The organism is Streptomyces sp. NPDC050806 (assembly GCF_055586425.1).
This window is the reverse complement of the sequence record NZ_JBVJIF010000006.1, coordinates 596,260-621,828: the sequence shown is the minus strand read 5'-3', so window position 1 is coordinate 621,828 and position 25,569 is coordinate 596,260. Positions and strand designations below refer to the sequence as shown.

The window sequence follows — 25,569 nt, the reverse complement described above, 5'->3', positions numbered from 1 at the left end:
TGAAGGACTCACCCCGCCACGGTAACCCTTAATGTCCAATTTGCCCGCAATGTCAGGCGCATTGCCGCGCTCGTGTCCCGCTGGCCTTCGGGGGGGGGGGGGGGGGGCGGGGGGGGGGGGGGGGGGGGGGGGGGGGGGGGGGGGGGGGGGGGGGGGGGGGGGGGGGGCGGCCTCCCCTCCCTCCCCCTCCCCCACCCCGCCCCCTCAGTCGCCAGTCGTCGTCAGTAGTCCTCAGTCGTTCTCGGTAGTCGTCAGCAGCCCTCAGTCGTCATCGTCGTCGTCATCGTCGCTGTCGTGGTCGGCCACCGGTATTGCCTTTGGGTGGCCGTCGGTGCAGCGGATCGCGTACGTACGGTCGTCGCCGTCGTCGATCGGTTCGAACTCGATCGTGGCGACGTCGGAGGGGCCGCGTTTCACGGTGTCCATGTGGTAGCCGGAGGCCGGGCTCCAGACGGTGAGGTACACCCGGCCGTCGGGACGGCATTCGGCGGTGGCGCTGCCTCCGGTGACATTGACCGTGCCCACCTGCGCGGCGGAGCCGGAGGAGGTCCCGCCGGGAGTCTGCTCGGCGCCCCCGGTGGGGGTGCCGGATCCGCTCGCGTCCGGGGAGGCGGGGCCGGAGGCGCTGCCGCCGGGGCCCGGGGAGCCGTCGGGCCGGGCGGAGGTGCGGGCGGCCGCGAGCTTCTGGCGGACCCCGTCGTCGTCCAGCGGCTCGGCCCGGCTGTTCCGCGACCCCATGTCGGTGTTGGCCAGAGACCATGCGCCCAGGCCGCCCGCTCCCGCGAACGCGCAGACCCATACGGCGGTCACCACCGCGCCTCGCCACTTCATCGCGCGTCCTCCTTTCCCGTTCCTCTGTCCTGTGTTTCCTGGTGTTGCTGGTGTTATCTGATGTTTCTGGTGTTCCATATGTTGCTGATTCGCCGGGGCCTCGTCCGGTCCTGGCGGCTGCCTGGTCCTGTGTGGTCTCGGTGGTTTCACTCTGCCTGCTCGGGCCGGTGCCGGGCGGTTTTCCACAGGGCGGATTCGCCGGTGGCCGGACTCGATCGGGTGAGCCGGTTGTCCACAGCGTCCGCGCCCCGGCGGCGAAACCCTCCGCGACGTACGCGTGGAGCCCATCGGACCAGGCACGATCCAGACTCCCGCACCGTTCCCTAACGTCCGGTTAAGGCGGCCACAAAGCCTGTGGTCGATCGCCCGGGCGAGATCATCGCTGGTTACCGTGGCGTCATGTCCCACCTGCTCGTCGTCGAGGACGACCCCCAATTGCGCAGCGCGCTGGTGCGGGCGCTGCGGGACCGCGGTCATGCCGTGGCCACTGCCGCGACCGGGATGTCCGGCCTCGATGCCGCGGTCACCGACCGGCCCGACCTGATCGTGCTGGATCTCGGGCTGCCCGACGTGGACGGCGCCCAGGTTCTGCGGATGCTGCGGGCGGTCAGCGACGTACCGATCATCGTGGCCACCGCGCGCGACGAGGAGGGCGACATGGTCGCGGTGCTCGACGACGGCGCGGACGACTACATCGTGAAGCCGTTCGGTGCCGCGCAGCTGGACGCGCGGATCAAGGCGGTGCTGCGCCGGCTGGGTACCGCCGAGCCGGAGGCGCCGCTTCGGGTCGGCGGGCTGGTCCTGGACACGGCCGCGCGCGAGGTCGTGCTGGACGGCGCGCCGCTGGATCTGACGCCGCGGGAGTTCGACCTGCTGGTCTATCTCGCCCGCCGCACCGGTCAGGTGGTGTCGCGCCGGGAGCTGCTCGCGGAGGTGTGGCAGCAGCCGCTCGGCGGCGCGGACAAGACGGTGGACGTGCATCTGTCGTGGTTGCGCCGGAAGCTCGGGGAGACCGCGCAGAAGCCGCGGTACTTGCACACCGTCCGTACGGTGGGCGTCAAGCTCGCGGCCCCCGAGGGCGACGACGGGGGCGGCGACGGTGAGGGCAGTGGCGGCGGCGCGTCGCGGCGTGCGGAGTAGTTGCGATGCGTCTTCGGATCCTGCTGGTCACGGCTCTGACCACCGCGCTCGTCCTCGCGGCCCTTCTGGTGCCGCTCGCGATCCTCACCCGTAGTCATGCCGCGGACCGGGCCACCGCCGATGCGACGGCCCGTGCGCAGTCGCTGGCGGCCGGTATCGGTACGGCGCTGGCCCATCCCGGCCCTGAGGGCAGTCGGTCGACTGCCGCTTCGCTGGTCACGGCCGCCAACGGACCGGATCTCCCGCAGACGTCGGTGATCCTCGCCGACGGGACGGTGCTGGGCCCGCCGTCGCGCGTCACGGATGCCGTGCGCCTGGCGCGTTACGGGCGTGCGTTCGCGTACGCGCCTCCCGGGGGCGGCCAGGTCGTGCTGGTTCCCGTGCAGGGCGCCTCGGGCGGTACCGCCGTCGTTCATGTCGCGCTGTCCGACGAGCAGCTGTACGCGGGGACGCTGCCGTCCTGGCTGGCGTTCGCCGGTCTCGGTGTCGGACTGGTGCTGCTGGGGCTGCTGGTCGCGGACCGGCTGGGGGCCCGGCTGGTCGGTTCGACGCAGCGGCTGGCGAAGGTCGCCGACCGGCTGGCGGCCGGTGATCTGACGGCCCGCGCGGAGCCGGAGGGGCCGCCGGAGCTGCGTCTGGTGGCCGGCGAGCTGAACAATCTCGCGGGCCGCATCGAGGGCTTCCTCACCGCAGAGCGGGAAAACGCGGCGGATCTGGCGCACCGCCTCCGTACGCCGGTCGCCGCGCTGCGTCTGGATGCGGAGGGGTTGCGTGATCCGGGGGAGGCGGAGCGGATCGCCGCGGACGTGGCGGCGTTGGAGCGGAGTGTGGACGAGGTCATCCGTACGGCGCGCAAGCCGTTGCGGGAGGCCGCGGGGTACGGAGGTGCGGGTGGTCCGGGTCGTGCGGGGGCCGGTGCGCCGTGTGCCGATCTGGTGGCGGTGGCCCGTGAGCGGGCGGATTTCTGGCGGCCGCTGGCCGAGGACCAGGGGCGCACGCTGGACTTTCACGCTCCTGATGCGCCGGTGTCCGTACGGGCGGACGAAGCGGAGCTCGCGGCGGCGGTCGACGCACTCATCGGGAACGTCTTCGACCACACGCCGGAGGGTGTCGGTATGCGCCTCTCCGTGGCCGCTGCCGAGCACGGGCACGAGGGCGGGGCGGCGAGTGGCGGTATCGGGGGCGGCGGTGTGCTGGTCATAGAGGACGACGGGCCCGGCTTCCCCGAGGGGCACGTCCCGCAGCGGGGCAAGAGCGGCGGTGGTTCGACGGGGCTCGGCCTGGACATCGTGCGCCGTGTCGCGGAGGAGTCCGGGGGCCGCACGGTGTTGACCGCGGCGCGTCGGGCCGGCGGCCGGGACGCGGCCTCCGGCGACGGGGACGAGGGCCGTGGTGCCCGGGTGGAGGCGCACCTCGGCGGTCCGTCGGCGTGATGCCCGCCCGGGCCGTCCTCCCGCCGGGCCGTTGCCGTCACGCGGTCCCCGTCACGCCGCGTGCGGCTGGGCCGGGGTGAAGACCGTGCGGGTGGCGCGGCGCCAGGCGTTGGCGGTGAGGTCGGGGCGGAGCGCGGAGAGCGCGCCGCAGTACTTCGTGAACTCGGCCGGGCGGACTCCATAAGCGTGCAGCAGCCGGTCGGCTTCGGTCAGATGGCCGTCGGTCTTGGACTCGACCAGGACAAGTCCGCTGTCGGCGCGGACGGAGCGGCCCGTGCGCGGATCACGGCAGACCATGCCGGCGTCGCAGGTGATGCGCTGGCCGTCGGCCACGAAGGTGGCCCGCTGGTAGTCGGTGACCAGCGAGGTGGCGAGGTCGGTGGGGGCCGCCAGGTTGTAGTTGCGGTGCAGCACCGAGGAGAGGAAGTCGCGCGGTGCCCGGTCCAGCGCGGTGTCGCCGGGGAGCATCGGCTGCCGGAACTTGACCGTTTCGCCGCGTCCGCTCTTCAGCTTGATCTCGAACTGCCGCTCGCCGGTGTCCTCGTAGAGCCGCTCGCGGATCTTGTAGCGGAGCCGCCGTCCCTGCCGGTGGTCGTGGAAGGCCCGCAGGTCGGGGGTGTCGTAGTAGAGGGAGTTGTACCGGAACCAGCGCCGGCCGTTGATGCACAGCGACTTGAAGGGGCCGCCGGGGCGCTTGGGGTCGGTGAGCCGGGCGGCGAAGTCGGCGAAGGTCTCGACCGGCACGAGGTAGCTGTTGTCGTGCCGGGCCAGCAGTTCGGCGCGGGCCTGGACCTCGGCGAGGGTGATGGGGTGGGCGGCCAGTGCGGCACGGGCGATGGCGCGTACGGCGGGGTTCACACGGTCTCCTTCGAGGCGTTGGCGGTACGTCCGGAGGGGAGTTCGGTGGTGCGGTCGGGGTGGTGCGCGGTGGTGCCGTGGTCGGGTACGTGGGGCGAGCGGTCGGCGCGGTACTGAGTTGCCGGTTCCCCGGGCGCCTGGTGTTCGGTCGCCTTGTGAGGCGTACGAGCGACGGCGAGCGAACGTTCCATCTCGCGGTAGCGGACGTCGACGACCGTCACGTCCCGGACGAAGTCGACCTGCTTGATGGTCCAGTTGAGCGGCTCGCCCACCCGGCGGGCCAGGTCGGCGCGGAGTGCGGCCGGGTCGGTGTGGACGACGTCGAGCGTGACGACCGTGCGGCGGCTCCGCGTGAGCAGCTTGGGGTGGTCGGCGCACCAGATGACGAAGAGCAGCAGCACGGTGAAGATCGCGGCGAAGCCCAGGTTCAGCTGCGGGAGCCCGCACAGCAGGCCGAGGACGAGGGTCGTGAAGTAGTACGCGACCTCTTCGTGCTGGATGGAGTCCGAGCGGAGCCGGATGATCGACAGCACGCCGAAAAGGCCGAAAGCCAGCGCTGTGCCGCCGCTGCCGTTGACTTCCGCGAGCGCCGCGACGACCGAGAAGAGCGCGACGTTCAGGGCCAGGTAGGCCGGTACCAGGTCGCGGCGCCGGTGCCGTGGGTAGTACACGGCGAAGGTGAGCACGCACACCGCGGCGAGATCGAGCCCGAGATGGGCGGCCAGCTGTCCGAGAGTAGTCATCGCTTTCCTCGTCCGGTCACGGGTGGCCGACCCGTCCGGCGGCCACGTCTCCTGCGATTCGCTCCCGGGGCGCGGCGGGGAGCCGCGCCTCGGGAGGCACAGGAAAAACGTAGGAACCGGCGGGTTAAAGGCGCCCCCCATCGGCGTTAAGGAAGTCGAGCCGCGGGTCGACTGCGGCAATGAGCCGCCCCACGGGTTTCTTCAGTCCCGCCCGTCCCTGCTGTCGCTGCGGCTACTCTCCTGTTCACCACACGCAGCTCCGCCGCCGAGGCTCGTGCCGTGTGGTGCCGGGCCGCATGCCACTGGGAGGGGTTCCGCATGCCCATCAGCCGTCGAGGGTTCGTCGCCGCGGCCATGGCCGGCTCCGCCACCGCCCTGCTCGCCGGTGCGCCCGCCCGCGCGCTCACGGCCCCGGCCGCCCCCGCGGCCGGCCGCTCCGCCGCGGCGGCCGACCCCGCCCGGTGGATGTCCGCGCTGCCGGACGGCGTCGCGCTGACCCGGCTGACCATCCCGGGGACGCACGACACCTGCGCCACGGACCCGATGAACGGTACGGAGTGGTCGCACACCCAGAACATGGGCATACCGGAGCAACTGCGGCGCGGCATACGGTTCTTCGACATCCGCCTCGGTACGCCGCCGCCCGACGTGCCCGGTGAACTCGGCGTCTATCACGGGTCGTACTACCAGGACATCACGTTCAACACCGTCCTCGATCAGTGCCGGGACTTCCTGCGGTCCACGCCGGGCGAAACCGTGCTGATGCGCGTCAAGAACGAGCACGGGCTGACCGACGCCCAGCTCAGCGACAAGTTCGCCGAGTACCTCGGGCCGAAGGGGTACGGGGACCTCTTCGCCATCCGGCCCACGCTGCCGGCGCTCGGCACCGCACGTGGCAAGGTCGTGCTGATCACCCAGTTCGCCTCCGGGCTGAGCGCGCCCGCCTGGCCCGCGGGCGACAACGGCACCTTCTCCAACGAGTGGTTCGAGCTGCAGGACCACTACGCGACATCGGTCGACACCAAGCGGCAGGACATCCTGCGGCACTTCGACGCCGCGACGGCCCATCAGGACTCCGACCGGCTCTACCTGAACTTCACCAGCCTCGCCCCGGACGCGGCCAATGGCTTCCGCTGGCCCAAGCACCTCGCCGACGCGGTCATGCCCGCCGTCCTGGACTACTTGGCCGCACCTCGGCCGGGCGTCCACCTCGGCGTCGTCATCATGGACTTTCCCGAATTCCACCCCCCTGCCGTCGAGTCGCTCATCGCCCGCAACTTCCCCCCGAGCACGACTGCCTGACAACGAACCCGCCGGACCGATCGTTCCCGCCTCGTGACGCCCCGGCTGCCCACGTGCGATCCCCGGCCGCCTACGCTCGGCTGACGATGCCGTAACGCCACAGGACGCGACGGCAACGGCAGAGCGAACGGGGAGGGTGCCGGGCATGGACGGTCTCAAGGGGCTGACGGCCGAGGACCCGCGGACGATCGGCGCCTACCGCCTCCTCGGCCGGCTGGGCACCGGCGGCATGGGGCGGGTGTACCTGGCGCGCTCCGAGGGCGGCAGGACCGTGGCCGTGAAGCTGGTCAGGGCCGAGCTGGCGGTCGAGCAGGAGTTCCGGGACCGGTTCCGGGCCGAGGTGGCGGCGGCGCGGCGAGTGGGCGGCCGGTGGACCGCTCCCGTGCTGGACGCGGACACCGAGGCGGACGTCCCGTGGGTGGCGACCGGGTACATCGCGGGCCCGGCGCTGAGCGAGGTCGTGGAGGGCACGTACGGGCCGCTCCCGGAGGACTCGATCAACCGGCTCGCCTACGGGCTGTCCAGCGCGCTGCTCGACATCCACGGCGTCGGCCTGGTGCACCGCGACCTCAAGCCGTCCAACGTCCTGCTGACCATCGACGGCCCGCGTGTCATCGACTTCGGTATCGCGCGGGCGCTGGACGCGGTGAGCGAGCACACCCAGACGCGCGCGGGCATGGTCGTGGGCTCGCCGAGCTTCATGTCGCCCGAGCAGGTGCGCGGTGAGCGGATCACGCCCGCCAGCGACGTCTTCTGCCTGGGCTCGGTGCTCGCGTACGCGGCGTCCGGGCGGATGCCCTTCGGGTCGCTCGTCTCGGGCGTGCATTCGGTGCTGTTCCGGGTCGCCGAGTCCGACCCCGACCTGGACGCCGTTCCGGAGTCGCTGCGGGAACTGATCAGCGGCTGTCTGGCGAAGAGCCCGGAGGGGCGGCCGGCGCCGGAGGAGATCATCGCGTCCATCGGGCCGGTGAGCAGCGGCAGCGCGGCCTCGCCCTGGCTGCCGGCCGAACTGATCGCGCGGCTGGGGCAGCACGCCGTACGGCTGCTGGACACGGACACGCCGCCTTCGGGGCAGCCGGCGCGCACCCGCACGGTGGAGGCGGTCGGCGCGTCCCCTTCGGAGCATGCGGAGTCCCGCACGACGGTGCTGCCGGCCGGTTCGGGATCGGGATCGGCATCGGCATCGGCATCGGCATCGGGCGGCGCGTACGGGCCTGACGGCGGGCACGGGCCGGGTGCCCCGCACAGTGGCTCGCACGGCGGCCCGGACAGCTCCGGGAGCGGCGCTGCGGCCCCCGCTCCGGCCGCGTCCCGGCGGCGCCGCTGGCCCCTGGCGCTCGGTGCGGTCGCCGTGGTGATCGCGGCCGCCGGTGTGGCGACGTTCACCGTGCCCGCGCTGGGCGGCGGCGGTCGGAGCGGCGGCGGCTCCGACATCCCGGCGGCCTACGTGGGCACCTGGACCGGTGCCGTGGAGCGGGACGGCGTGCCCACGGGGCAGCAGCGGCGGTTCGTGATCTCGCACGGTTCGATGGGCGAGGTGGTCGCCAACAGCATCAGCCTCGGCGCCACGTACGAGTGCAAGAGCGACGGGAAGCTCGTCTCCGTGTCGGACGCGGACGGGCTGCGGCTGGACACCACCGTGGTGCACTCCGCGCCCGAGGGGCGCTGCTCGGCGCTGGGTGAGCACAGCCTGAAGCGCGGGCCTCGCGGCACCCTCATGTGGAGCGCGGCGGGGCGTACGGCGACGCTGCGTCCCGCGGGCCACGAGGTGGTGCCGACGGCGTATCTGGGCACGTGGGAGCGGCCGAACGCCGACGGTGTGGGCACGCAGCGGGTGACGATCGAGCGCGCCCCCGTGGGCAGCGCCGCCGTGACGATCGAGGTGCGGGGCAGTGGCGGGCACTGCACGGCCCGTGCGGACTTCTACTCGGCCGACGGGAAGCTGACGGTCGGCCCCTCCGTGGTGCAGCGGCGCGCCCCCGGGTGCACGGCCAGCAGTTCCTCGTACTTCAGGATCGCGGGCGACGGCTCTCTGGTGCGCGAGTTCCGCGGCAACGACAAGCAGCCGCGTTCCTACACGAAGGTGCAGTGAACGCGGCTGCCGGCCGTCACTCCGAGGGCGGCCCGCCACAGGGCGCGCGGCCCCGTGGGGCAGGGGCCACGGGCCCCTTCGGGTGCCTCAGTCCAGGAACGAGTTGATCTGGATCGTCTCGTCGCGGCCGGGGCCGACGCCGATGGCGGAGATCGGGGCGCCCGACATGTCCTCCAGCGCCTTCACGTACGCCTGGGCGTTCTTCGGGAGCTCGGCGAAGGTCTTGGCCTTGGTGATGTCCTCGGACCAGCCCGGGAGCATCTCGTAGACCGGCTTCGCGTGGTGGAAGTCGCTCTGGTTGTGCGGCAGCTCCTCGACCCGCTTGCCGTCGATCTCGTACGCGACACAGACCGGGATCTGCTCCCAGCCGGTCAGCACGTCGAGCTTGGTCAGGAAGAAGTCGGTGAGGCCGTTGACGCGGGTCGCGTAGCGCGCGATGACCGCGTCGAACCAGCCGCAGCGGCGGTCACGGCCGGTGGTCACACCGCGCTCGCCACCGATGGTGCGCAGCGCCTCGCCGTCCTTGTCGAACAGCTCGGTCGGGAACGGGCCGGCGCCGACCCGCGTGGTGTACGCCTTCAGGATGCCGATGACCCGGTTGATCTTCGTCGGGCCGACGCCGGCACCGGTGCAGGCACCGCCGGCGGTCGGGTTCGACGAGGTCACGAAGGGGTACGTGCCGTGGTCGACATCCAGCAGGGTGCCCTGGCCGCCCTCGAAGAGGACGACCTTGCCGTCGTCGATGGCGTCGTTGAGGATCAGGGTGGTGTCGGCGACGTAGCCCTTGATCTGGTCGGCGTAGCCGAGCATCTCCTCGACGACCTGCTCGGCGACCACCGCACGGTGGTTGTAGAGCTTGGCGAGCACCTGGTTCTTGAAGTCGAGGGCCGCCTCGACCTTCTGGAGCAGGATCGACTCGTCGAAGAGGTCCTGCACCCGGATGCCGGTGCGGTTGATCTTGTCGGCGTAGGTCGGGCCGATGCCGCGTCCCGTGGTGCCGATCTTGCGCTTGCCGAGGAAGCGCTCCGTCACCTTGTCGACGGTGATGTTGTACGGCGTGATCAGGTGCGCGTTACCGCTGACCAGCAGCTTGGACGTGTCGACGCCGCGCTCGTTCAGTCCGCTCAGCTCGGAGAGCAGGACCGCCGGGTCGACGACGACACCGTTACCGATGACCGGGGTGCACCCCGGCGAGAGGATCCCGGAAGGGAGCAGGTGCAGTGCGTACTTCTGGTCGCCCACAACGACCGTGTGGCCGGCATTGTTGCCGCCCTGGTAGCGCACTACATAGTCGACGGACCCACCGAGCAGGTCGGTGGCCTTTCCCTTGCCCTCGTCACCCCACTGAGCACCGAGCAGCACAAGTGCGGGCACAGGCGTACACCCCTTCCGGGCGGGGCATGTCCAACGTGCGAGCGGCTCACTGCCTGGTGCAGCCGCCGCGCGAGCCGTCGAACCGGTGCCCCGGATAGACGAAGCCCCTGGCGCAACAACGACAGGGGCTCTTGCACCGAGAGATTACCCAACATTTCTCTCGGGCGACGAACAGGACAGTCCCGGGGCGCCCGGCCGGCGCCGGGGCACGGGGGCCCGCGGCGGTCGCGACGACCGTTTTGCCCCCTTCCCGTCCGAGTCCGTTCCCCGAGAGAACGCAAGCCCTAGGAAGGACCGAGGTGTCGGCTCCAGACCTTGCCGGGCGCTCCCTGCTCGTGGTCATCGACCCGGTCGCCCGCCGTGTGGACGGCGAGTCCGTACGCATCGCCAAGGACGTCCTGTGTGCGGCCGCGACCACGAAGATCTGCTTCCCGGACGACCCCGGAGAATTCGCCCGGGTGCTCGCCCGAAGGGGGCATCGCCGCCCCGTGGTGATCGGCGACGACCGCGCCCTGATGCGCACGGTCGAGCTGCTCCACAAGGAGCGTGAGCTGGCCCGGGTGGCGCTGTCGCTGGTGCCTGTCGGGGCGCCGGCCGGGGTGGCGCTGTGCCGGGCGCTGGGCGTCCCCACCGACACCGTGACCGCGGCGCGCGCCGTCCTGGACGGCCAGGAACGCGCCCTCGACCTGCTGTCCGACGACAGCGACGGGATCGTGCTCGGCGGGCTGCGCATCCCGGGCGGCGATCTGGCCGAGCAGCCCGCGCCGGAGCCGTGTGCGGCCGCCGAGGAGCCGACTGTGCCCTCGCAGCGGTCCTGGTGGATGCCGGCCGCGCGGACCGCGCGAGCGGCCCTCTCGCTGCTGGCGGCGCCCGTCCCGGGCGGCGGCGGGGGCCGCGGCCGACGCGGCGAGCGGGTGCTGCCGCGGCTGCGGGTGGAGGCGGACGGCGTGGTGCTGGCGGATCTGGACCGTCCGGTGCACCGGGTGTCGGTCGCGCCGGTGGGGTGCACGGCGGCGCACGGCGCTGAGCCGAGTGTCGGGACGGCGTGCGCGTCGCAGGAGCCGCAGGGGCTGGCCGAGGTGGTCGTGCAGTGGCAGGCGGCGGAGGCGCCGGTACGGGTACGGGCGCGGGCCGTGACGGTGTCCGGGCCGGATTTCCGGTACCGGGCCGACGCGATGATCGGCGGGCCGGTCAGGACGCGGACATGGACGGTCCAGCCGTCCGCGTGGCGGCTGACGCTGCCCCGGACGTGATCTTGCCGCGGAGGTGACGCTTCTCACGCCCCGGACGGTGGATGCGCAGAGACCCGCGCGCCCGCTCGCGGGCGCGCGCCCTCACCGGGGGAGGCGGCCCTCGTCCTCGGCATCCTGCTGGGCGCGCAGCTGATCGCGGTGCGCCCGCCAGCGCTCCATCATCACGGTCAGCTCCTGCTGCATGAACTCGAAGAACGCGAGGGTCTCGCCGACCCGGCGGCCCGCCGGTGAGCTCTCGCCGAGGCTGTCCACGCCCTCGCGCAGCGCGGTCTCCAGGCGGGTCATGTTGCTGTCCTTGCGGGTCAGCGCCTCGTGCCACTGCTCGCTGTGCACCCGGTACCGGTCGCGTCGGGAGCCGGGCTCGCGCTCCCGGCCGACCATGCCGACCTGCGAGAGGTAACGGATCGCCCCGGAGACGGCGGCGGGGCTGATGTGCAGCCGCTCGCTGATCTCCGCGGAGGTCAGCACGCCGGAGTCCGAGGCGAGCAGGCAGGAGAACACCCGGGCGGGCATCCGCTGCATCCCCGCGTCCACGAGCTGCGCGGCGAAACGCTCCACGAACTGGGAAATGGCCTCGTCGTCCCGCCGTTCCACCCTCTGCTCCTCGCTCATCCGCTCATCCTCTCCCGAACCCCCGGCGACCGGGGTCGCGTGCTCCGGCTCCGCCGCGCGTCCCTCAATTTTATACGCTTCCTTAACTTCACAAATTTGTGAAAGTAGCGTATGTTCAAAATCATGACCACAGCAACCGACCCAGCAGCGGCGGTCCACGTCGCCGGTCTCCACAAGTCGTTCGGGCGCACCCGCGCGCTCGACGGTCTCGACCTCACCGTCACCCCCGGCGAGGTACACGGCTTCCTCGGCCCCAACGGCTCCGGGAAGTCCACCACCATCCGCGTCCTGCTGGGCCTGCTGCGCGCCGACCGCGGAGACGCCCGCCTGCTGGGCAAGGACCCCTGGCGCGACGCGGTCGCGCTGCACCGCCGCATCGCGTACGTGCCCGGGGACGTGACGCTGTGGCGCAACCTCTCCGGCGGCGAGGTCATAGACCTGTACGGCAGGCTCCGCGGCGGACTCGACAACGCCCGCCGGGCGAAGCTGCTGGAACGGTTCGAGCTCGACCCCACCAAGAAGGGGCGCACCTACTCCAAGGGGAACCGGCAGAAGGTCGCCCTGGTCGCCGCCTTCGCCTCCGACGCCGACCTGCTGATCCTCGACGAGCCGACCTCCGGTCTCGACCCGCTGATGGAGGAGGTCTTCCAGGAGTGCGTCCTGGAGGCACGGGACCGCGGGCGCACGGTCCTGCTCTCCAGTCACCTCCTGTCCGAGGTCGAGGCGTTGTGCGACCGGGTCAGCATCATCCGCAAGGGCCGGACCGTGGAGAGCGGCTCCCTCACCGACCTCCGCCACCTCACCCGTACCTCCGTCTCCGCCGAACTGGCCGGCCCGCCCGACGGACTCTCCCGCCTCCCCGGGGTGCACGACCTCGATGTCCAGGGCAGCCGGGTCCGGCTCCAGGTCGACACCGACAAGCTCGACGCGGTGCTGCGCTCCCTCACCACCGCCGGAGTGCGGAGCCTGACGAGTACGCCGCCGACGCTGGAGGAGCTGTTCCTGCGGCACTACCAGGACGAGTTGGGCGGCGAGCCGGGCGATGGGGACCGCCGCGCCGCCGACGGCAATGGCGCTGCCGCCGAGGCTCCCGGCACCACCCCGTCCGAAGCCGAAGGGGTGACCTCGCGATGACCGCCGTGCTCGCCGGGCCCGCCGCCCGGAGCGGGAGCCGCGACCTGGCCGGCACCGGCACCCTGCTGCGTCTCGCGCTGCGCCGCGACCGGCTGATGATCCCGCTGTGGGTGCTGCTCCTCGGACTGACGGTGGCCAGCCTGGGCGGTTCCTTCGAAGCGCTCTACGACACGGCGGCCCAGCGCGCCGGGCTGGCGCAGTCGATGAACGCCAACGCCTCGATGCGTGCGCTGTACGGGCCGGTGTTCGGCGATTCGATCGGCGGGCTGGTCGCCTGGCGGATGGCCGGCTTCGGGGCGGTGCTCGCCGCCGTCATGAGCCTGCTGATCGTCGTACGGCACACCAGGGAAGAGGAGGAGACGGGCCGTCAGGAACTGCTGTCGGCCGCCATGGTCGGCCGGCGCGCGCCGATCACCGCCGCACTGCTGACCGCGCTGCTCGCCAACGCCGCGCTGGCCCTGGTCATCGCCGCCGGGCTCACCGCGTCCGGCCAGCCGGCAGCGGGATCGCTGGCGCTGGGCCTGGCCGTCGGCGGCTGCGGAATCTTCTTCGCGGGCGTCGCCACCATCGCCGCCCAGCTCACCGAGAGCGCGCGGCTCGCCAAGGGGCTGACGGGCGCGGTCGTGGGCCTCGCCTTCGTCCTGCGGGCCGCGGGCGACGCCGCGACCGCCGACGGCTCCTCGCCGCTGACCTGGATATCGCCGATCGGCTGGCCCCAGCATCTGCGTGCCTACGCCGGCGAACGCTGGTGGGTGCTGCTGCTGTTGGCCGCCGGCACCGTCCTCACGGCCTGCGCGGGTTACGCGCTGACCGCTCGGCGCGACATCGGGATGAGCTTCCTGCCCGCCCGGCCGGGACCGGCCCGCGCACCGGCGTCGCTGAACGGCGCGTTCGGCCTCGCCTGGCGGCTGCAGCGCATGACACTGCTCGGCTGGGCGGCCGGATTCGCGGTGGCCGGAGGGGTGTTCGGCGGCATCGCCGACGGTGCCTCCGACATGGTCGGCGACAACGAACAGACCCGCCGGATCCTGGAAAGGATGGGCGGCGCCCAGGCGCTGACCGACACGTTCCTGGCCACGATGGTCGGCATGCTCGGGATGGTCGCGGCCCTCTACGCGACGGGCGCGGTGCTGCGGCTGCGCGCTGAGGAGACCGGCGACCGGGCCGAGCCGGTACTGGCCTGCGCGGTCGGGCGGTTGCGCTGGACGTCGAGCCACCTGCTGATCGCGTTCCTCGGCACGGGCGTGGTGCTGGCGGCCGGCGGAGCGGGCCTGGCGATCGGGTACGGGAGCACCGTCGGCGACATGGGCGGACGGTTCGGCCCGATCATGGGCGCGGCGCTGGCACAGATACCGGCGGTCTGGGTCCTGACCGGACTCGCCACGTTCCTGTTCGGCGTCCTCCCGAAGTGGGCGACGGCGGCCTGGGGACTGGTCGGCGCGTCCTTGGCCCTCGGCTGGATCGGCCCCGCGCTCGACCTCCCGCAGTGGGCGATGGACCTCTCCCCCTTCAGCCACCTCCCGAAGCTCCCGGGCGGCGACGTGACGGCGGCCCCCTTCCTGTGGCTGCTGCTGATCGCCGCCGCGAGCACGGCCACCGGCCTGATGGGGGTGAGGCGCCGGGACATGGGGTGACGCCGGGAACGGGGTGAGCCGGGGAGTGGGGTGACGGCGAGGGGCGGCCCACCGGGGGGAGGGCGCCAGGGGGGAGAGCACCGGGGGGCAGCGCGCCGAGGGAGGGCGCCCGGGCGGGCCCGGAAACGGGGGTGGGACCCGCCTTCCCCGCCGGCCCCTCCCTGCCGGTTCCTTCCCGCCGGCCCCTCCCTGCCGGTTCCTTCCCGCCGGCCCATCCCCGCCGGTTCCTTCCGTCGGCCCCTTGCTGTCGGCCCACTCCGTTCCCTTCCGGGGATGCTCGATTCCATCCCAGGGGTGTTCGGTTCCCTTTCTGGGGGCTCGGTCGCTGACCCCACAGCGATATCCACACCCTGTGGATATCGTTCGGATTTTGCCGGCCGACGGTCCCCGGGGCTGCGGCTGGCGATTGGGGGGTGGGGGGGGGCTCGGGGGCTCGGGGAGGATTGGGGGCTCGGGGCGGGGTGGTGGCTCAGGCGCCCGGGGTCACCAGGCCGGTTTCGTAGGCGAAGACGGCGGCCTGGGTGCGGTCGCGGAGGCCCAGCTTCACCAGGATGCGGCTCACATGCGTCTTGATCGTGGATTCGGCGATGACGAGATGGGCGGCGATCTCACCGTTCGAGAGGCCCTGGGCGACCAGGACCAGGACCTCCGTCTCCCGCTCCGTGAGGTCGCCGACGCGGTCCTGGGCTGGCGGCCGGGGCGTGCCCAGCCGGGAGAACTCCGAAATCAGCCGCTTGGTGACGGTCGGCGCGAGCAGCGCTTCGCCCGACGCGACGATCCGTACGCCCTCGGCCAGCTGGCCGGCGGAGGCGTCCTTGAGGAGGAAGCCGCTGGCTCCCGCGCGGAGCGCTTGGTAGACGTACTCGTCCAGGTCGAACGTGGTCAGGACCAGCACCTTGGCGTCCGCGTCGGCGGCGACGATCTCGCGGGTGGCGTCGAGGCCGTTGACCTCCGGCATGCGGATGTCCATCAGGACGACGTCCGGGCGGAGCGCGGCGACCTGTTCGACCGCGTCGCGTCCGTTCACCGCCTCGCCGACGACCTCGATGTCCGGCATCGCGTTGAGGAGCACCGAGAAGCCCTCGCGGACCATCACCTGGTCGTCGACGATCAGGACTCTGATCATTCCTGCGGCCTCTCCGGTCATTCCTGCGGCCTCTCCGGCGAGGTGTCCGGCTTGTTCAGCGACACGGTGGACTGGGCGTCAGTGGTGGGGTTCCGCGTAGTGGGGTACTCCGCAGTGGGGTACTCCGCAGTGGGGCGCCGCCCCGTGGTGGGTTGCCGCATCGGGCGGGTGGACGACAGCGACGGCGAGGGCGACGGCTCCTTCGTACCAGAAGAAGCGGGTGTCCCGGCCGCACCGAGCCCGACCGGTCCCCCTCCCTGCTCGCGAGTCGCGCCGGGCCCCGTCGGTCCCCGCTCCTGCTCGCGAGTCGCTCCGGCCTCTCTCGGTGCCCCGGTCGTCCCCGGCGAGTCGGGGGTTTCCGGTGTGGGGGCTGCCGGGAGGAAGACCGTGACTTCGTAGCCGCCGTCCGCCGTCGGGCCGTTGGTCATCTCGCCGTTGAGCATGCCGACGCGTTCGTGCATCCCGAGGACGCCGTGGCCCGCACCGGGCGAGGGCTTGGCCAGGCGGTTCGCGGGGCCGTTGACGATACGGAGGCCGAGACCGCCGAGGACGTACGCGACTTCCACCCGGGCCTCGGCGCCCGGCGCGTGCCGCAGGGCGTTGCTCAGCGCCTCCTGGATGATCCGGTACGCCGACAGTTCGACGCCCTGCGGCAGTTGCCGTACCGCGCCGGTGACGACGGCCGTGACGCTGAGCCCCGCCCCGCGCACGCTGTCCAGCAGTCCGTCCAGGTCGGCGAGGGTGGGCTGCGGGGCCTCGGGGCCGGCGAAGGCGTCCGGGTCCTCGGAGCGCACGACGCCGAGGATGCGCCGCAGTTCGGTGAGCGCGGCCACGGCGTTCTCGCGGATCGTCGAGAAGGCGGTGGCCAGTTCGGGAGGCGTGTCGCTCACCCGGTACGGCGCGGCCTCCGCCTGGATGGCGATCACCGACATGTGGTGCGCGACGACGTCGTGCAGCTCGCGGGCGATGGTCGCGCGCTCCTCCAGCGTGGTGCGCCGCGACCGCTCCACCGCCGTGACCGTACGCGTCTCCTCGACCTGCTGCCGTTCCTCGCGCCACGCGCGCACGGCCGCGGCCGCCAGCAGCACGACCCCGCTCGCCACCGCCACCTGCGGCAGCAGGGAGGTGTCGGAACCGAGGACGGTGGTGCCGGGCACGAGCGCGGCGAACGTCACCGCCCACATCGCCGCCGCCAGGCGGGGCCGGGTACGCAGGACGACCAGGGTCATCGTCGCGAGGTGCCCCATGACGGAGAGCAGCCAGGCGCCTCCGCCGCCGCCCAGCAACCCGAAGCACACGGCCGGCAGCGACACCCAGAACGCCCCCACCGGGCGGACGAGTGTCATCGCCGTCGGGCCCGCCACGAGCACGCCGAAGATCAGCGTGAACAGTGCAGGCCCGACGGAGCTCACCTGCACGGCGGCCATCAGCAGCACGAAGGCGTAGCCGAGAACCACCGCGTGCGGGAACCAGCGCAGACAGCGGCCCACCCGGGGCGGCAGCCACGGCACCAGGGCCGCCACCCGGTCGGCGTCCAGCGGGGGCAGCGGGCGGAAGGCGAAGGGGTGGGAGAACAGGTCGCGGCGGAGGCCGCTCAGCACGCCGCTCACGATGCGTGCTTCGGGGTTCGGGCCGGTCCGGGCGTACCCGGCATCGCCCTGCTTCCGGCGGGTGCCGTCCACAAACTGAGGAGTCTCGTTCACGCACACCACCGTATGTACGGGGGCGGTCGGCGGCGTCCGGCCCGGTGGGGATCTGCGCGGGTCCGTCTCAAGTACTACACGGCATGATCGGCTACTGCACGGCGCGATCGGCGCCCCGGCCCGCCGCCGGTATTCCCACCCGGCACGCCGCCGGGGTTCCCACGCGGCACGCCCGCCGCCGGTACCCCCACCGGTGCGCCGCCGGCCGGTACTCCCCCGGCCCACGGCGCCCCCGGCGCTCCCCTCAGACCTCCACCAGGAGTTCCCGCACCCCCCTGATCACGAAGTTCGGCTTCCAGGAGGGCTCCGAGGTGAGGCGGAGGGTGGGGGCGGCGCGGAGCAGGGCGGCGAAGGAGGCGGCCAGTTCGAGGCGCGCGAGCGGGGCGCCCAGGCAGTAGTGGATGCCGGCACCGAGGGCGACGTGCGGGTTGTCCGGGCGGGAGAGGTCCAGCTCCTCCGGCCGGTCGAAGCGCGCCGGGTCGCGGTTGGCCGCGCCGAAGAGGAGGGCGACCTCCGCGCCGCGCGGGATGACCGTGCCGTCGAGGTCGATGTCGTCGAGCACCCAGCGTTCGAAGAGCTGGAGCGGGGTGGCGTACCGCAGCAGTTCCTCGATGGCGGTGGGGAGCAGCGCGTCCGGGGCCGCGCGGAGTGCGGCGAGCTGCCCTGGGTTCCGGAAGAGGGCGAGCCAGCCGTTGGTGGTGGTGTTGACGGTGGCTTCGTGGCCGGCGTTGAGGAGCAGCGCGCAGGTGGAGATCATTTCCTGTTCGGTCAGCCGGTCGCCCTCGTCGTGGGCGGCGATCAGGCCGCTGATCAGGTCTTCGCCCGGCTCCTTGCGCCGGGCGGCGATGAGTTCGCGGAGGTAGGCGGAGAATTCGAGGGACGCCTCCACCGCGCGGCGTGCCGTCTCCTCCGGCGGATTCAGCTCGTACATGCCGCAGATGGCGCCGGACCAGGGGCGCAGCAGGTGGCGGTCGGCCTCGGGGATGCCGAGCATTTCGGCGATGACCGCGACCGGGAGGGGTTCGGCGACCGCGGTCAGCAGGTCACCGCCGCCCGCCGCGACGAAGTCGTCGACCAGTCCGTCGGCGAGGGCGCGGACGACGGGGGCCAGCTGCTCGACGGTGCGGGGCGTGAACGCCTTGGAGACCAGGCGGCGCAGCCGGGTGTGGTCGGGGACTTCCGTGTCGAGCAGGGAGTTGCTGTTGAGGGCGTGGAAGGGCTCGTGCGCGGGTGGGGGCGGGGTGCGGCCGAACTCCTCGTGGGTGAAGCGGTGCAGGTAGGTGCGGCCGAGGCGGCGGTCCCGCAGGAGTGCGCCGACGTCGGCGTGGTGCGGTACGAGCCACTGGTCGGAGGGCGGGAAGTAGTGCACGCGGCCGGCGGTGCGCAGTTCGGCGAGGCCGGGGTAGGGGTCGGCGACGAACTCGGGCGACCAGGGGGCAAATGCGGCTACGTCTGCCATGGGTGGACGGTACCGCCGGGGACGGCCCGCCGGTCAGGGGCGGTGCGGCCGAATTGCCCGCCGGTCAGGGGCGGTACGGACGGATCGCCCGCCGGTCAGGGGCGGTACGGACGGATCGCCCGTCGCCCGGGTCGGCTTCCGGGGCGACCTACGGGGCGGCTTCCGGCGCACCCGATCGGGATTCCGGTGCGGATTCCGGTACGGATTCCGGTACGGATTCCGGTACGGATTCCGGTACGGATTCCGGTACGGCTCCCCGTGCGGCTCCCGCGGCGGTGAACAGCGCCTCGCGCAGCGCCGCGAAGGCGTCCGTACCCGGGGTGACGGCGGCGTAGTGCCCCACGCCGGGCTGTTCACGCAGCACGACGGGGGCCGTGCCGCCGCCGTGCGCCGCCACGTACCGCCGCGACAGTTCCACCGGTACGTCGGGGTCGTCCGTGCCGTGCAGGAGCGTCACCGGTACGCGGGGCGTCAGCCGTACGGGGTCGGTCTCGGCGATGCGTGCCGTCAGCGCCGCCGACGTGAGCGGCGCGGGCGTGTGCGGCGCGCGCGTGCGGGGTGCGCGTGTGTCGGTGCTCAAAGACTCCGCCACCACGCCGCTGCTCAGGAACTCCGCCACCGCGCCGTTGCTCAGGCCGAGGTCGTGGGCGCGGGCGAGGTCGGCGACCGGGGCGAGGGCGACGGCCGCGGTGATGGGGCCGGGGCGCGCGGCGGCCCAGAGGGCGAGGTGGCCGCCGGCGGAGTGGCCGGCGACAAGCACAGGCGTGCCCGCGGGAACCTCGGCGGCCGCCGCCCGCACCGCGTGGGTCACGTCGTCGAACGTCTCCGGAAGGCCGCCGCCTCCGCCCGCGCGGCGGTACTCGGCGAGCGCGACGTACAGGCCGTGCCGGGCCAGCGCGGCGGCCGCCGGGGACAGGTGCGTACGGTCGTAGGCCACGCGCCAGAAGCCGCCGTGCAGCAGCACGACCAACGGCGCGATCCGGCCGCCGGCCGACGGGACGGGTGCCGCGGCCGACGAGGCAGGTGCCATGGCGGATGGGACGGGTGCCGTGGCCGGTGGTCGGTACAGGTCGACGACCTGGTCCGGGTGGCCGCCGTAGACGAGGCGGTCGTCCGGCGCTGCGGGCGGGAGACCCAGCAACGCGGCCTCCTCGGTCTCCTCATCCCCCGCCGAGCCCGCCGAGCCCGCCGCGGCTCCCCCGCCCACCACCACGGCCTCGTCCTGCGCCGGACCGCTCATGTCGTGAGCCGGACCGCTCATGTCGTGACCGGTCCCTGTTCCGGGCCGCCCGCGGCGACCGCTGAGGCGCTGCCGTCGCCGGGGACGTACGCCACGATCTCGGCGAGGGTCCGGGCGGCGTGTTCCGCGTCGGCGAAGGAAGTGTAGAGCGGGGTGAAGCCAAAGCGCAGCACGTCGGGGTGGCGGAAGTCGCCGATCACGCCGTGCCGGATCAGTTCGCCCATCACCTCGGCGGCCCCGGCGCACTCCAGCGCGACCTGGCTGCCGCGCTCGTCGTGCCGTTCCGGGGTCACCGAACGCACCCGGCCGTGGGGCACGTAGGCCCGTACGCAGGCGAGGAAGAAGTCGGTGAGCGCGAGGCTCTTGGCGCGTACGTCCTCGATGGCGACGCCCTCCCAGACCTCCAGCGCGGCTTCCAGAGCGAGCAGCGAGAGGATGTCCGGGGTGCCGACGCGGCCGCGTTCGACACCCGGTGCGGGGGTGTACTCGGGGTCCATGCCGAAGGGATCGGCGTGGGAGTTCCAGCCGGGGAGCGGTGAGTCGAAGCGCGGCTGGTGCTCGGCCCGGATGTACAGGTAGGCGGGGGCGCCGGGGCCGCCGTTGAGGTACTTGTACGTGCAGCCGACCGCGAGGTCCACGCCGTGCGCGTCCAGGTCGACGGGCAGGGCACCCGCGCTGTGGCACAGGTCCCAGACGGCGAGGGCGCCCGCTTCGTGCAGGGCGGCGGTGATGCCGGGCAGGTCGTTGAGCCGCCCGCTGCGGTAGTCGACGTGGTTGACCAGCGCGGCGGCGGTACGGTCGGACGCTTCGGCGGGCATCAGCGCGGCTTCGACGGGGCGCAGCGTGCAGCCGGTGAGGCGGGCGGCGGACTGTGCGATGTAGCCGTCGGTCGGGAAGGTCGCGGCGTCGACGAGGATCTCGTCCCGCCGGACGCCGTTGGCCGCCGTACCGGCCTCGTCCGCCATGCCTCCGGTCTCGTCCGCCATGCGCCCGGCCCCGTCCGCCATGCGTACGGCGGCGACCAGGGCCTTGAAGACGTTGATGCTGGTGGAGTCGCCGACCACGACCTGTCCTGGGGCGGCGCCGAGGAGCGGGGCGATACGGTCGCCGATCCGCTCGGGCGCGGTCCACCAGCCGGATTCCGACCAGGAGCGGATGCGCAGCTCGCCCCATTCGCGGGAGATGACCTCGCGGACCCTCTCGGGGACCGCGTGCGGCAGCGCGCCGAGGGAGTTGCCGTCGAGGTAGACGGCCTCGTCGAGCACGAACTCCGTGCGCTTGCCGCGCAGCGGGTCGTCGGCGTCCATGCGCGCGGCGTGGGCGGCGAAGTCGTCGCGGACGGCTGCCGCGGCGACGGCGTGGCCGGACAGGGTGTCGGCCATGTCCGCCACGTCAGCCGCCTCGGCCGCCTCGGCCGTGTCGAGCGGATCGATTCTGTCGGTGGTCGCGCCACCCTCGGTGCTCTGGTTCTGCTGCACGTCGTCACCCTCCGCCGCTGCCCGGCCGTATCGCTGTGTGGTGCGGGGCCGCTCGTTCCCGGTCATGGTGCGGGGTCGCTCGTCTCCGGTCTCCTCGCGCTGTCCTGCGGGGTCCGGCCGCGTCGCCGTGTCCCGGGGGCCGGGGCCGTTCGGGCCCCCTCCGCCCGGGCCGTTCGCGACCGGCCCGCCCGGCTCCTCACCGGTCGTGCCGGGCCGGCCGGTGGCGACCGGCCCGTCAAGAGTGAACGGACCACCGGTGACGACCGGCCTGTCCTCGACGGCCGGCCCCTCAGCGGTGAACGGCCCGTCGTTGGCGGCCGACTCCTCCATGGCGGCCGGCCGCCCCGTCACGGGTGCCCCGTCCGGCGGGGTCGAGTACCGCTGACGGGCGGTCGGCCCGTCAGACATGGCTCCGGGCCGTCCACAGCTCCGGGAAAACGTTCTTGCGGGCCCTCTTCTCCAGCCAGGCCACACCGGACGAACCGCCGGTGCCCATCTTCGCGCCCATCGCCCGGCGGGTGGCGACCAGATGGTCGTTGCGCCATCGCCAGACCAGTTCGGCGACGTCGGTGAGGACCTCGCCGAGCCCGATCAGCTCACTCCGCGGGTCCCCGGCGTAGACCTCCGCCCAGGCGGCTTCGACGGCGGGGTTCGGCTCGTACTTGAGCGTGGGGTCGCGGTGCAGGACGGACACCGGGACGGCGTATCCGCGGCGGTCCAGCAGCCGCAGGACCTCGTCCCACAGGCTCGGCTCGTGCAGCGCCTTCTCCAGCTCGGCGTACTCGCGGGGCGCGCCGCGGTGCGGGACGAGCATGGAGGCGGATTTCTCGCCGAGCAGGAACTCCAGCCGCCGGTACATCGCGGACTGGAAGCCGGAGCCGTCGCCGAGGGCGCCGCGGTAGGCGTTGAACTGGGCGGGCGTCAGCCGGGCCAGCGGTTTCCACGCGGCGTTGAGCGCTTCCAGCTCGTAGGTGGAGCGGCGCAGCGCGTCGATCGCGGTGGGCAGGTCGTCGCCGCGCAGGGCCTGGGCCGCGGTGTGCCACTCGTGGACGATGACGGTGAACCACAGCTCCATGACCTGGGTGGTCACCAGAAAAGCCATCTCTCCGGGGTCGTCGGAGAGCAGGTGCTGGGAGTGCGTGAGCAGCTCCGCCTGGACGTAGTCCTCGTACGGCGTGGTGCCCGCGAAGTCGAGATTCGGGTCCGCCTCGGCCCGGCCGCCGACCGGGCAGCGCGGGGCCGGCTCCGGGGACGGGGACGCCTGGGACGCTGATGACGAGTACGACATCAGGAACTCCTCGTGATGCATGCCTCCGGGTAGCGGTCCGCCCCTTCCTGTCGGCATCGGAGCCCCGGTCCCCTCGTCAGGTCCGGCTCACCGGACCTGTTGCGCATCTTCCGCAACTCTCCGGGGTTTGGCAAGGGCAGCCCCGGCCGACTCGCGGGGCCCGAACCGGCTCAGGACCGGCCGGAAAATGTCGCGGGCCGGTCCTGAGCGGGTGATCTCCCGGGTGGGTACCTCAGGAGAGCGTGTCGGCGGCGGTCGGCGAGGACTCGCGCAGGAAGGACGTGCAGCGCTCGTACTCCTCCTGCTCGCCGATCGCCTGGGCGGCGCGGGCGAGCGCGTGCAGCGCCCGCAGGAAGCCGCGGTTCGGCTCGTGCTCGAACGGGACCGGGCCATGGCCCTTCCAGCCGGCCCGGCGCAGCGAGTCCAGGCCGCGGTGGTAGCCCGTGCGGGCGTACGCGTAGGACTCGACGGTCCGGCCGGCCTGGAAGGCGTCGTCCGCCAGCTGTGCCCAGACCAGCGAGGACGCCGGGTACTTCGCGGCGACGTCGGCCGGAGCGGCGCCCGCGGCGAGCAGCTCGCGGGGCTCCGGGTCGTCGGGCAGATGGGTCGGGGGCGGTCCCCCGAGCAGGTTCTCGTGAATGGCCATGAGTCCAAGTCTGCCTGGTCCGTGCGGCGGGCGACGCCTCGGAGGTGGCCGTTCGGCCGGGCGCACGGAGGATCGTCCACGCGCGCAGCGGCCCCGGCCGCACCACCGTGTGCGGCCGCACCGTATGCGGCCGCCGAACCGATCCCCCGCCACCGGGCCCACCGAATGCGCCGCCCGGCCCACCGCATCCGGCCGTGCCCGGCTCACCGAATGCGGACCGGGCACGGCCGGACGCGGGCCAGACCTGAGCCCGGCCCACCCGAGCACGGTCCCGGCATGCCGAAGGGCCCCGTACGCATGACCTTCTGCGTACGGGGCCCTTCGGCATGCTCCACGGCAGCGCCGGTGCTGTGCCGCAGGCGCCGGTGCTCTGCCACAGACGCCGGTGCTGTGCGGCGCCGCGCCAGAGTTACTTGATCTTGGTGCCGGTGGAGCGCAGGTTGGCGCAGGCCTCGGTGACGCGCTTGGCCATGCCGGCCTCGGCCAGCTTGCCCCAGCTGCGCGGGTCGTAGACCTTCTTGTTGCCGACCTCGCCGTCGACCTTCAGGACGCCGTCGTAGTTGCGGAACATGTGGTCCGCGACCGGGCGGGTGAAGGCGTACTGGGTGTCGGTGTCGAGGTTCATCTTCACGACGCCGTTCTCCAGCGCGGTGGCGATCTCCTGCTCGGTGGAGCCGGAGCCGCCGTGGAAGACGAAGTCGAACGGGGACTGCTTGCCGTACTTGGCGCCGACGCCCTCCTGGAGGTCCTTGAGGAGCTCGGGGCGGAGGACGACGTTGCCCGGCTTGTAGACGCCGTGCACGTTGCCGAAGGAGGCGGCGAGCAGGTAGCGGCCCTTCTCGCCCAGGCCCAGCGCCTCGGCGGTGCGGATCGCGTCGTCGACGGTGGTGTACAGCTCGTCGTTGATCTCGTGGGTGACGCCGTCCTCCTCGCCACCGGTCGGGGTGATCTCGACCTCAAGAATGATCTTGGCGGCGGCGGCCTTGGCCAGCAGCTCCTGGCCGATGGAGAGGTTGTCGGCGAGGTTCTCGGCCGAGCCGTCCCACATGTGGGACTGGAAGAGCGGGTTCTCGCCCTTGGCCACGCGCTCGGCGGAGATGTCGATCAGCGGGCGGACGTAGCCGTCCAGCTTGTCCTTGGGGCAGTGGTCGGTGTGCAGCGCGACGGTGATGCCGTACTTCGCGGCCACGACGTGCGCGAACTCGGCCAGGGCGACGGCGCCGGTCACCATGTCCTTGCTGTACTGGCCGCCCAGGAACTCCGCACCGCCCGTGGAGATCTGGATGATGCCGTCACTCTCGGCCTCGGCGAAACCGCGCAGCGCCGCGTGCAGCGTCTGGGTCGAGGTCACGTTGATGGCCGGGTAGGCGAACTTGCCTGCCTTCGCCCGGTCGAGCATCTCGTTGTAGATCTCGGGGGTTGCGATGGGCATCTGTCCGCTCCTTGTGTGTGCGGGTACCGGGTACGTTCTGGGCCCTGACCAGGGGGCGACGTCATCGTCGCGGCCCATCTTCCCAGACTTGCCGGATACCTCCACATCGCGCCGCCACCCGGACGGCGCAAAGGGCGGGCTGTTTCACGTGAAACAGCCCGCCCCGTGGCGAAACCGCAGGTCAACGCGCGCACCACCGAAAAACTCGGTCGGTGCCGACCTCGCCGGCGTGACCGCCGCGGATCTCTCAGGCGAGATCCAGGTCGGTGAGCTCGTAGCCGGTGATGTACTTCAGGCCGGCCCCGGCGATGGCCGACTCGGCGCCGCGGTCGACGATCGTCGCGACGGCGACGACCTCGGCGCCCGCCTCACGGGCCGCCTCGACGGCGGTCAGCGGGGAGCCGCCGGTGGTGGAGGTGTCCTCGACCACCAGGACGCGGCGGCCCTTGATGTCCGGGCCCTCGATACGGCGCTGCATGCCATGGGTCTTCTGGGACTTGCGGACCACGAAGGCGTCCAGCTTCTGCCCGCGCGCGGCGGCGGCGTGCAGCATCGACGTCGCGACCGGGTCGGCGCCGAGCGTGAGCCCGCCGACCGCGTCGTAGTCGAGGTCGGCGGTGATGTCCAGCATCACCTGGCCGACCAGCGGCGCCGCCTCGGCGTCCAGGGTGATCCGGCGCAGGTCGATGTAGTAATCGGCTTCCTTGCCGGAGGAAAGCGTCACCTTGCCGTGCACCACGGCCTTGTCCTTGATCTGCCGCAGCAGCTCGCCACGTACGTCGTCGGTCATG

General features: G+C 72.7%; 20 protein-coding genes and 1 pseudogene. 7 read left to right on the top strand and 14 right to left on the bottom strand.

Annotated features, from left to right (window positions below):
• Positions 1-261: 261 nt before the first annotated feature.
• On the bottom strand, positions 262-831 hold the full coding sequence (locus tag ACZ6WH_RS22090; RefSeq protein ID WP_469730003.1) for a hypothetical protein: 570 nt from the start codon (positions 829-831) through the stop codon (positions 262-264).
• Between the two features lie 399 nt (positions 832-1,230).
• On the opposite strand from ACZ6WH_RS22090, the gene ACZ6WH_RS22085 reads away from it, so the two are divergent.
• Together ACZ6WH_RS22085 and ACZ6WH_RS22080 are read left to right on the top strand one after the other, a co-directional pair.
• Complete coding sequence (locus ACZ6WH_RS22085; RefSeq protein WP_469730002.1) at positions 1,231-1,971, top strand: response regulator transcription factor; 741 nt, start codon at positions 1,231-1,233, stop codon at positions 1,969-1,971.
• Between the two features lie 5 nt (positions 1,972-1,976).
• Positions 1,977-3,404, top strand: a complete 1,428-nt coding sequence (locus ACZ6WH_RS22080) for a sensor histidine kinase (RefSeq protein WP_469730001.1) — start codon at positions 1,977-1,979, stop codon at positions 3,402-3,404.
• A 51-nt stretch (positions 3,405-3,455) separates the two neighbouring features.
• Here ACZ6WH_RS22080 and ACZ6WH_RS22075 read toward each other — a convergent pair whose 3' ends face one another.
• Together ACZ6WH_RS22075 and ACZ6WH_RS22070 are read right to left on the bottom strand one after the other, a co-directional pair.
• Positions 3,456-4,262 (bottom strand): polyphosphate polymerase domain-containing protein, encoded by an 807-nt coding sequence (locus tag ACZ6WH_RS22075; protein ID WP_469730000.1) that lies wholly within the window; start codon positions 4,260-4,262, stop codon positions 3,456-3,458.
• Positions 4,259-5,005 carry a DUF4956 domain-containing protein gene (locus ACZ6WH_RS22070; RefSeq protein ID WP_432856559.1) on the bottom strand — a complete coding sequence of 249 codons (747 nt, stop codon included), beginning with the start codon at positions 5,003-5,005 and terminating at the stop codon, positions 4,259-4,261. The genes ACZ6WH_RS22075 and ACZ6WH_RS22070 overlap by 4 nt, the downstream gene beginning before the upstream one ends.
• A gap of 318 nt (positions 5,006-5,323) precedes the next feature.
• Here ACZ6WH_RS22070 and ACZ6WH_RS22065 point away from each other — a divergent pair, with 318 nt between their 5' ends.
• Together ACZ6WH_RS22065 and ACZ6WH_RS22060 are read left to right on the top strand one after the other, a co-directional pair.
• Complete coding sequence (locus ACZ6WH_RS22065) at positions 5,324-6,307, top strand: phosphatidylinositol-specific phospholipase C (RefSeq protein WP_469729999.1); 984 nt, start codon at positions 5,324-5,326, stop codon at positions 6,305-6,307.
• Between the two features lie 145 nt (positions 6,308-6,452).
• A complete protein-coding gene (locus tag ACZ6WH_RS22060; protein ID WP_469729998.1) occupies positions 6,453-8,399 on the top strand; it encodes a serine/threonine-protein kinase in 1,947 nt (648 codons plus the stop codon).
• Positions 8,400-8,486: 87 nt separating this feature from the next.
• Here the strand turns inward: ACZ6WH_RS22060 and ACZ6WH_RS22055 are convergent, their stop codons facing one another.
• The gene (locus tag ACZ6WH_RS22055) at positions 8,487-9,773 is read right to left on the bottom strand and encodes an adenylosuccinate synthase (RefSeq protein ID WP_361553709.1); all 1,287 of its coding nucleotides are present in this window, start codon (positions 9,771-9,773) and stop codon (positions 8,487-8,489) included.
• Between the two features lie 299 nt (positions 9,774-10,072).
• Here ACZ6WH_RS22055 and ACZ6WH_RS22050 point away from each other — a divergent pair, with 299 nt between their 5' ends.
• Positions 10,073-11,026 (top strand): diacylglycerol kinase family protein, encoded by a 954-nt coding sequence (locus ACZ6WH_RS22050; protein ID WP_469729997.1) that lies wholly within the window; start codon positions 10,073-10,075, stop codon positions 11,024-11,026.
• An 81-nt stretch (positions 11,027-11,107) separates the two neighbouring features.
• Here ACZ6WH_RS22050 and ACZ6WH_RS22045 read toward each other — a convergent pair whose 3' ends face one another.
• On the bottom strand, positions 11,108-11,638 hold the full coding sequence (locus tag ACZ6WH_RS22045; protein ID WP_432856569.1) for a GbsR/MarR family transcriptional regulator: 531 nt from the start codon (positions 11,636-11,638) through the stop codon (positions 11,108-11,110).
• A gap of 123 nt (positions 11,639-11,761) precedes the next feature.
• Between ACZ6WH_RS22045 and ACZ6WH_RS22040 the strand changes: the two genes are divergently transcribed.
• Together ACZ6WH_RS22040 and ACZ6WH_RS22035 are read left to right on the top strand one after the other, a co-directional pair.
• Entirely contained in the window at positions 11,762-12,772 is a 1,011-nt protein-coding gene (locus ACZ6WH_RS22040) for an ABC transporter ATP-binding protein (protein ID WP_469729996.1), read from the top strand.
• Positions 12,769-14,406, top strand: a complete 1,638-nt coding sequence (locus tag ACZ6WH_RS22035) for an ABC transporter permease (RefSeq protein ID WP_469729995.1) — start codon at positions 12,769-12,771, stop codon at positions 14,404-14,406. The genes ACZ6WH_RS22040 and ACZ6WH_RS22035 overlap by 4 nt, the downstream gene beginning before the upstream one ends.
• 469 nt (positions 14,407-14,875) lie before the next feature.
• On the opposite strand, the gene ACZ6WH_RS22030 is transcribed toward ACZ6WH_RS22035, so the two are convergent.
• From ACZ6WH_RS22030 to pyrE, 9 genes and pseudogenes are all read right to left on the bottom strand, one after another.
• Complete coding sequence (locus ACZ6WH_RS22030) at positions 14,876-15,532, bottom strand: response regulator (RefSeq protein ID WP_399718233.1); 657 nt, start codon at positions 15,530-15,532, stop codon at positions 14,876-14,878.
• A 332-nt stretch (positions 15,533-15,864) separates the two neighbouring features.
• Positions 15,865-17,133 (bottom strand): annotated as a pseudogene (locus ACZ6WH_RS22025) (sensor histidine kinase); the annotation flags it as partial.
• Between the two features lie 346 nt (positions 17,134-17,479).
• Positions 17,480-18,694, bottom strand: coding sequence for a cytochrome P450 (locus ACZ6WH_RS22020; protein WP_469729994.1), 1,215 nt, complete (start codon positions 18,692-18,694; stop codon positions 17,480-17,482).
• Between the two features lie 148 nt (positions 18,695-18,842).
• A complete protein-coding gene (locus ACZ6WH_RS22015; RefSeq protein WP_469729993.1) occupies positions 18,843-19,955 on the bottom strand; it encodes an alpha/beta hydrolase family protein in 1,113 nt (370 codons plus the stop codon).
• The gene (gene kynU, locus ACZ6WH_RS22010) at positions 19,952-21,316 is read right to left on the bottom strand and encodes a kynureninase (protein ID WP_469730020.1); all 1,365 of its coding nucleotides are present in this window, start codon (positions 21,314-21,316) and stop codon (positions 19,952-19,954) included. The genes ACZ6WH_RS22015 and kynU overlap by 4 nt, the downstream gene beginning before the upstream one ends.
• A 496-nt stretch (positions 21,317-21,812) precedes the next feature.
• A complete protein-coding gene (locus tag ACZ6WH_RS22005) occupies positions 21,813-22,700 on the bottom strand; it encodes a tryptophan 2,3-dioxygenase family protein (RefSeq protein WP_469729992.1) in 888 nt (295 codons plus the stop codon).
• Between the two features lie 232 nt (positions 22,701-22,932).
• The gene (locus ACZ6WH_RS22000; protein WP_469729991.1) at positions 22,933-23,346 is read right to left on the bottom strand and encodes a DUF3151 domain-containing protein; all 414 of its coding nucleotides are present in this window, start codon (positions 23,344-23,346) and stop codon (positions 22,933-22,935) included.
• Between the two features lie 409 nt (positions 23,347-23,755).
• Complete coding sequence (gene fbaA / locus ACZ6WH_RS21995; RefSeq protein WP_432856588.1) at positions 23,756-24,778, bottom strand: class II fructose-bisphosphate aldolase; 1,023 nt, start codon at positions 24,776-24,778, stop codon at positions 23,756-23,758.
• A gap of 247 nt (positions 24,779-25,025) precedes the next feature.
• Positions 25,026-25,568 carry an orotate phosphoribosyltransferase gene (pyrE, locus tag ACZ6WH_RS21990; protein ID WP_432856590.1) on the bottom strand — a complete coding sequence of 181 codons (543 nt, stop codon included), beginning with the start codon at positions 25,566-25,568 and terminating at the stop codon, positions 25,026-25,028.
• Position 25,569 lies beyond the last annotated feature (1 nt).

Bases quoted from the DNA above. Each gene is read 5' to 3' on its own strand.
- pyrE (WP_432856590.1), bottom strand. From the start codon at position 25,568: ATGACCGACGACGTACGTGGCGAGCTGCTGCGGCAGATCAAGGACAAG.
- ACZ6WH_RS22035 (WP_469729995.1), top strand. From the start codon at position 12,769: ATGACCGCCGTGCTCGCCGGGCCCGCCGCCCGGAGCGGGAGCCGCGAC.
- ACZ6WH_RS22090 (WP_469730003.1), bottom strand. From the start codon at position 831: ATGAAGTGGCGAGGCGCGGTGGTGACCGCCGTATGGGTCTGCGCGTTC.
- ACZ6WH_RS22070 (WP_432856559.1), bottom strand. From the start codon at position 5,005: ATGACTACTCTCGGACAGCTGGCCGCCCATCTCGGGCTCGATCTCGCC.
- ACZ6WH_RS22065 (WP_469729999.1), top strand. From the start codon at position 5,324: ATGCCCATCAGCCGTCGAGGGTTCGTCGCCGCGGCCATGGCCGGCTCC.
- ACZ6WH_RS22005 (WP_469729992.1), bottom strand. From the start codon at position 22,700: ATGTCGTACTCGTCATCAGCGTCCCAGGCGTCCCCGTCCCCGGAGCCG.
- ACZ6WH_RS22040 (WP_469729996.1), top strand. From the start codon at position 11,762: ATGACCACAGCAACCGACCCAGCAGCGGCGGTCCACGTCGCCGGTCTC.
- ACZ6WH_RS22060 (WP_469729998.1), top strand. From the start codon at position 6,453: ATGGACGGTCTCAAGGGGCTGACGGCCGAGGACCCGCGGACGATCGGC.
- kynU (WP_469730020.1), bottom strand. From the start codon at position 21,316: ATGGCCGACACCCTGTCCGGCCACGCCGTCGCCGCGGCAGCCGTCCGC.
- ACZ6WH_RS22030 (WP_399718233.1), bottom strand. From the start codon at position 15,532: ATGATCAGAGTCCTGATCGTCGACGACCAGGTGATGGTCCGCGAGGGC.
- ACZ6WH_RS22000 (WP_469729991.1), bottom strand. From the start codon at position 23,346: ATGGCCATTCACGAGAACCTGCTCGGGGGACCGCCCCCGACCCATCTG.
- fbaA (WP_432856588.1), bottom strand. From the start codon at position 24,778: ATGCCCATCGCAACCCCCGAGATCTACAACGAGATGCTCGACCGGGCG.
- ACZ6WH_RS22080 (WP_469730001.1), top strand. From the start codon at position 1,977: ATGCGTCTTCGGATCCTGCTGGTCACGGCTCTGACCACCGCGCTCGTC.
- ACZ6WH_RS22015 (WP_469729993.1), bottom strand. From the start codon at position 19,955: ATGAGCGGTCCGGCTCACGACATGAGCGGTCCGGCGCAGGACGAGGCC.
- ACZ6WH_RS22020 (WP_469729994.1), bottom strand. From the start codon at position 18,694: ATGGCAGACGTAGCCGCATTTGCCCCCTGGTCGCCCGAGTTCGTCGCC.
- ACZ6WH_RS22045 (WP_432856569.1), bottom strand. From the start codon at position 11,638: ATGAGCGAGGAGCAGAGGGTGGAACGGCGGGACGACGAGGCCATTTCC.
- ACZ6WH_RS22085 (WP_469730002.1), top strand. From the start codon at position 1,231: ATGTCCCACCTGCTCGTCGTCGAGGACGACCCCCAATTGCGCAGCGCG.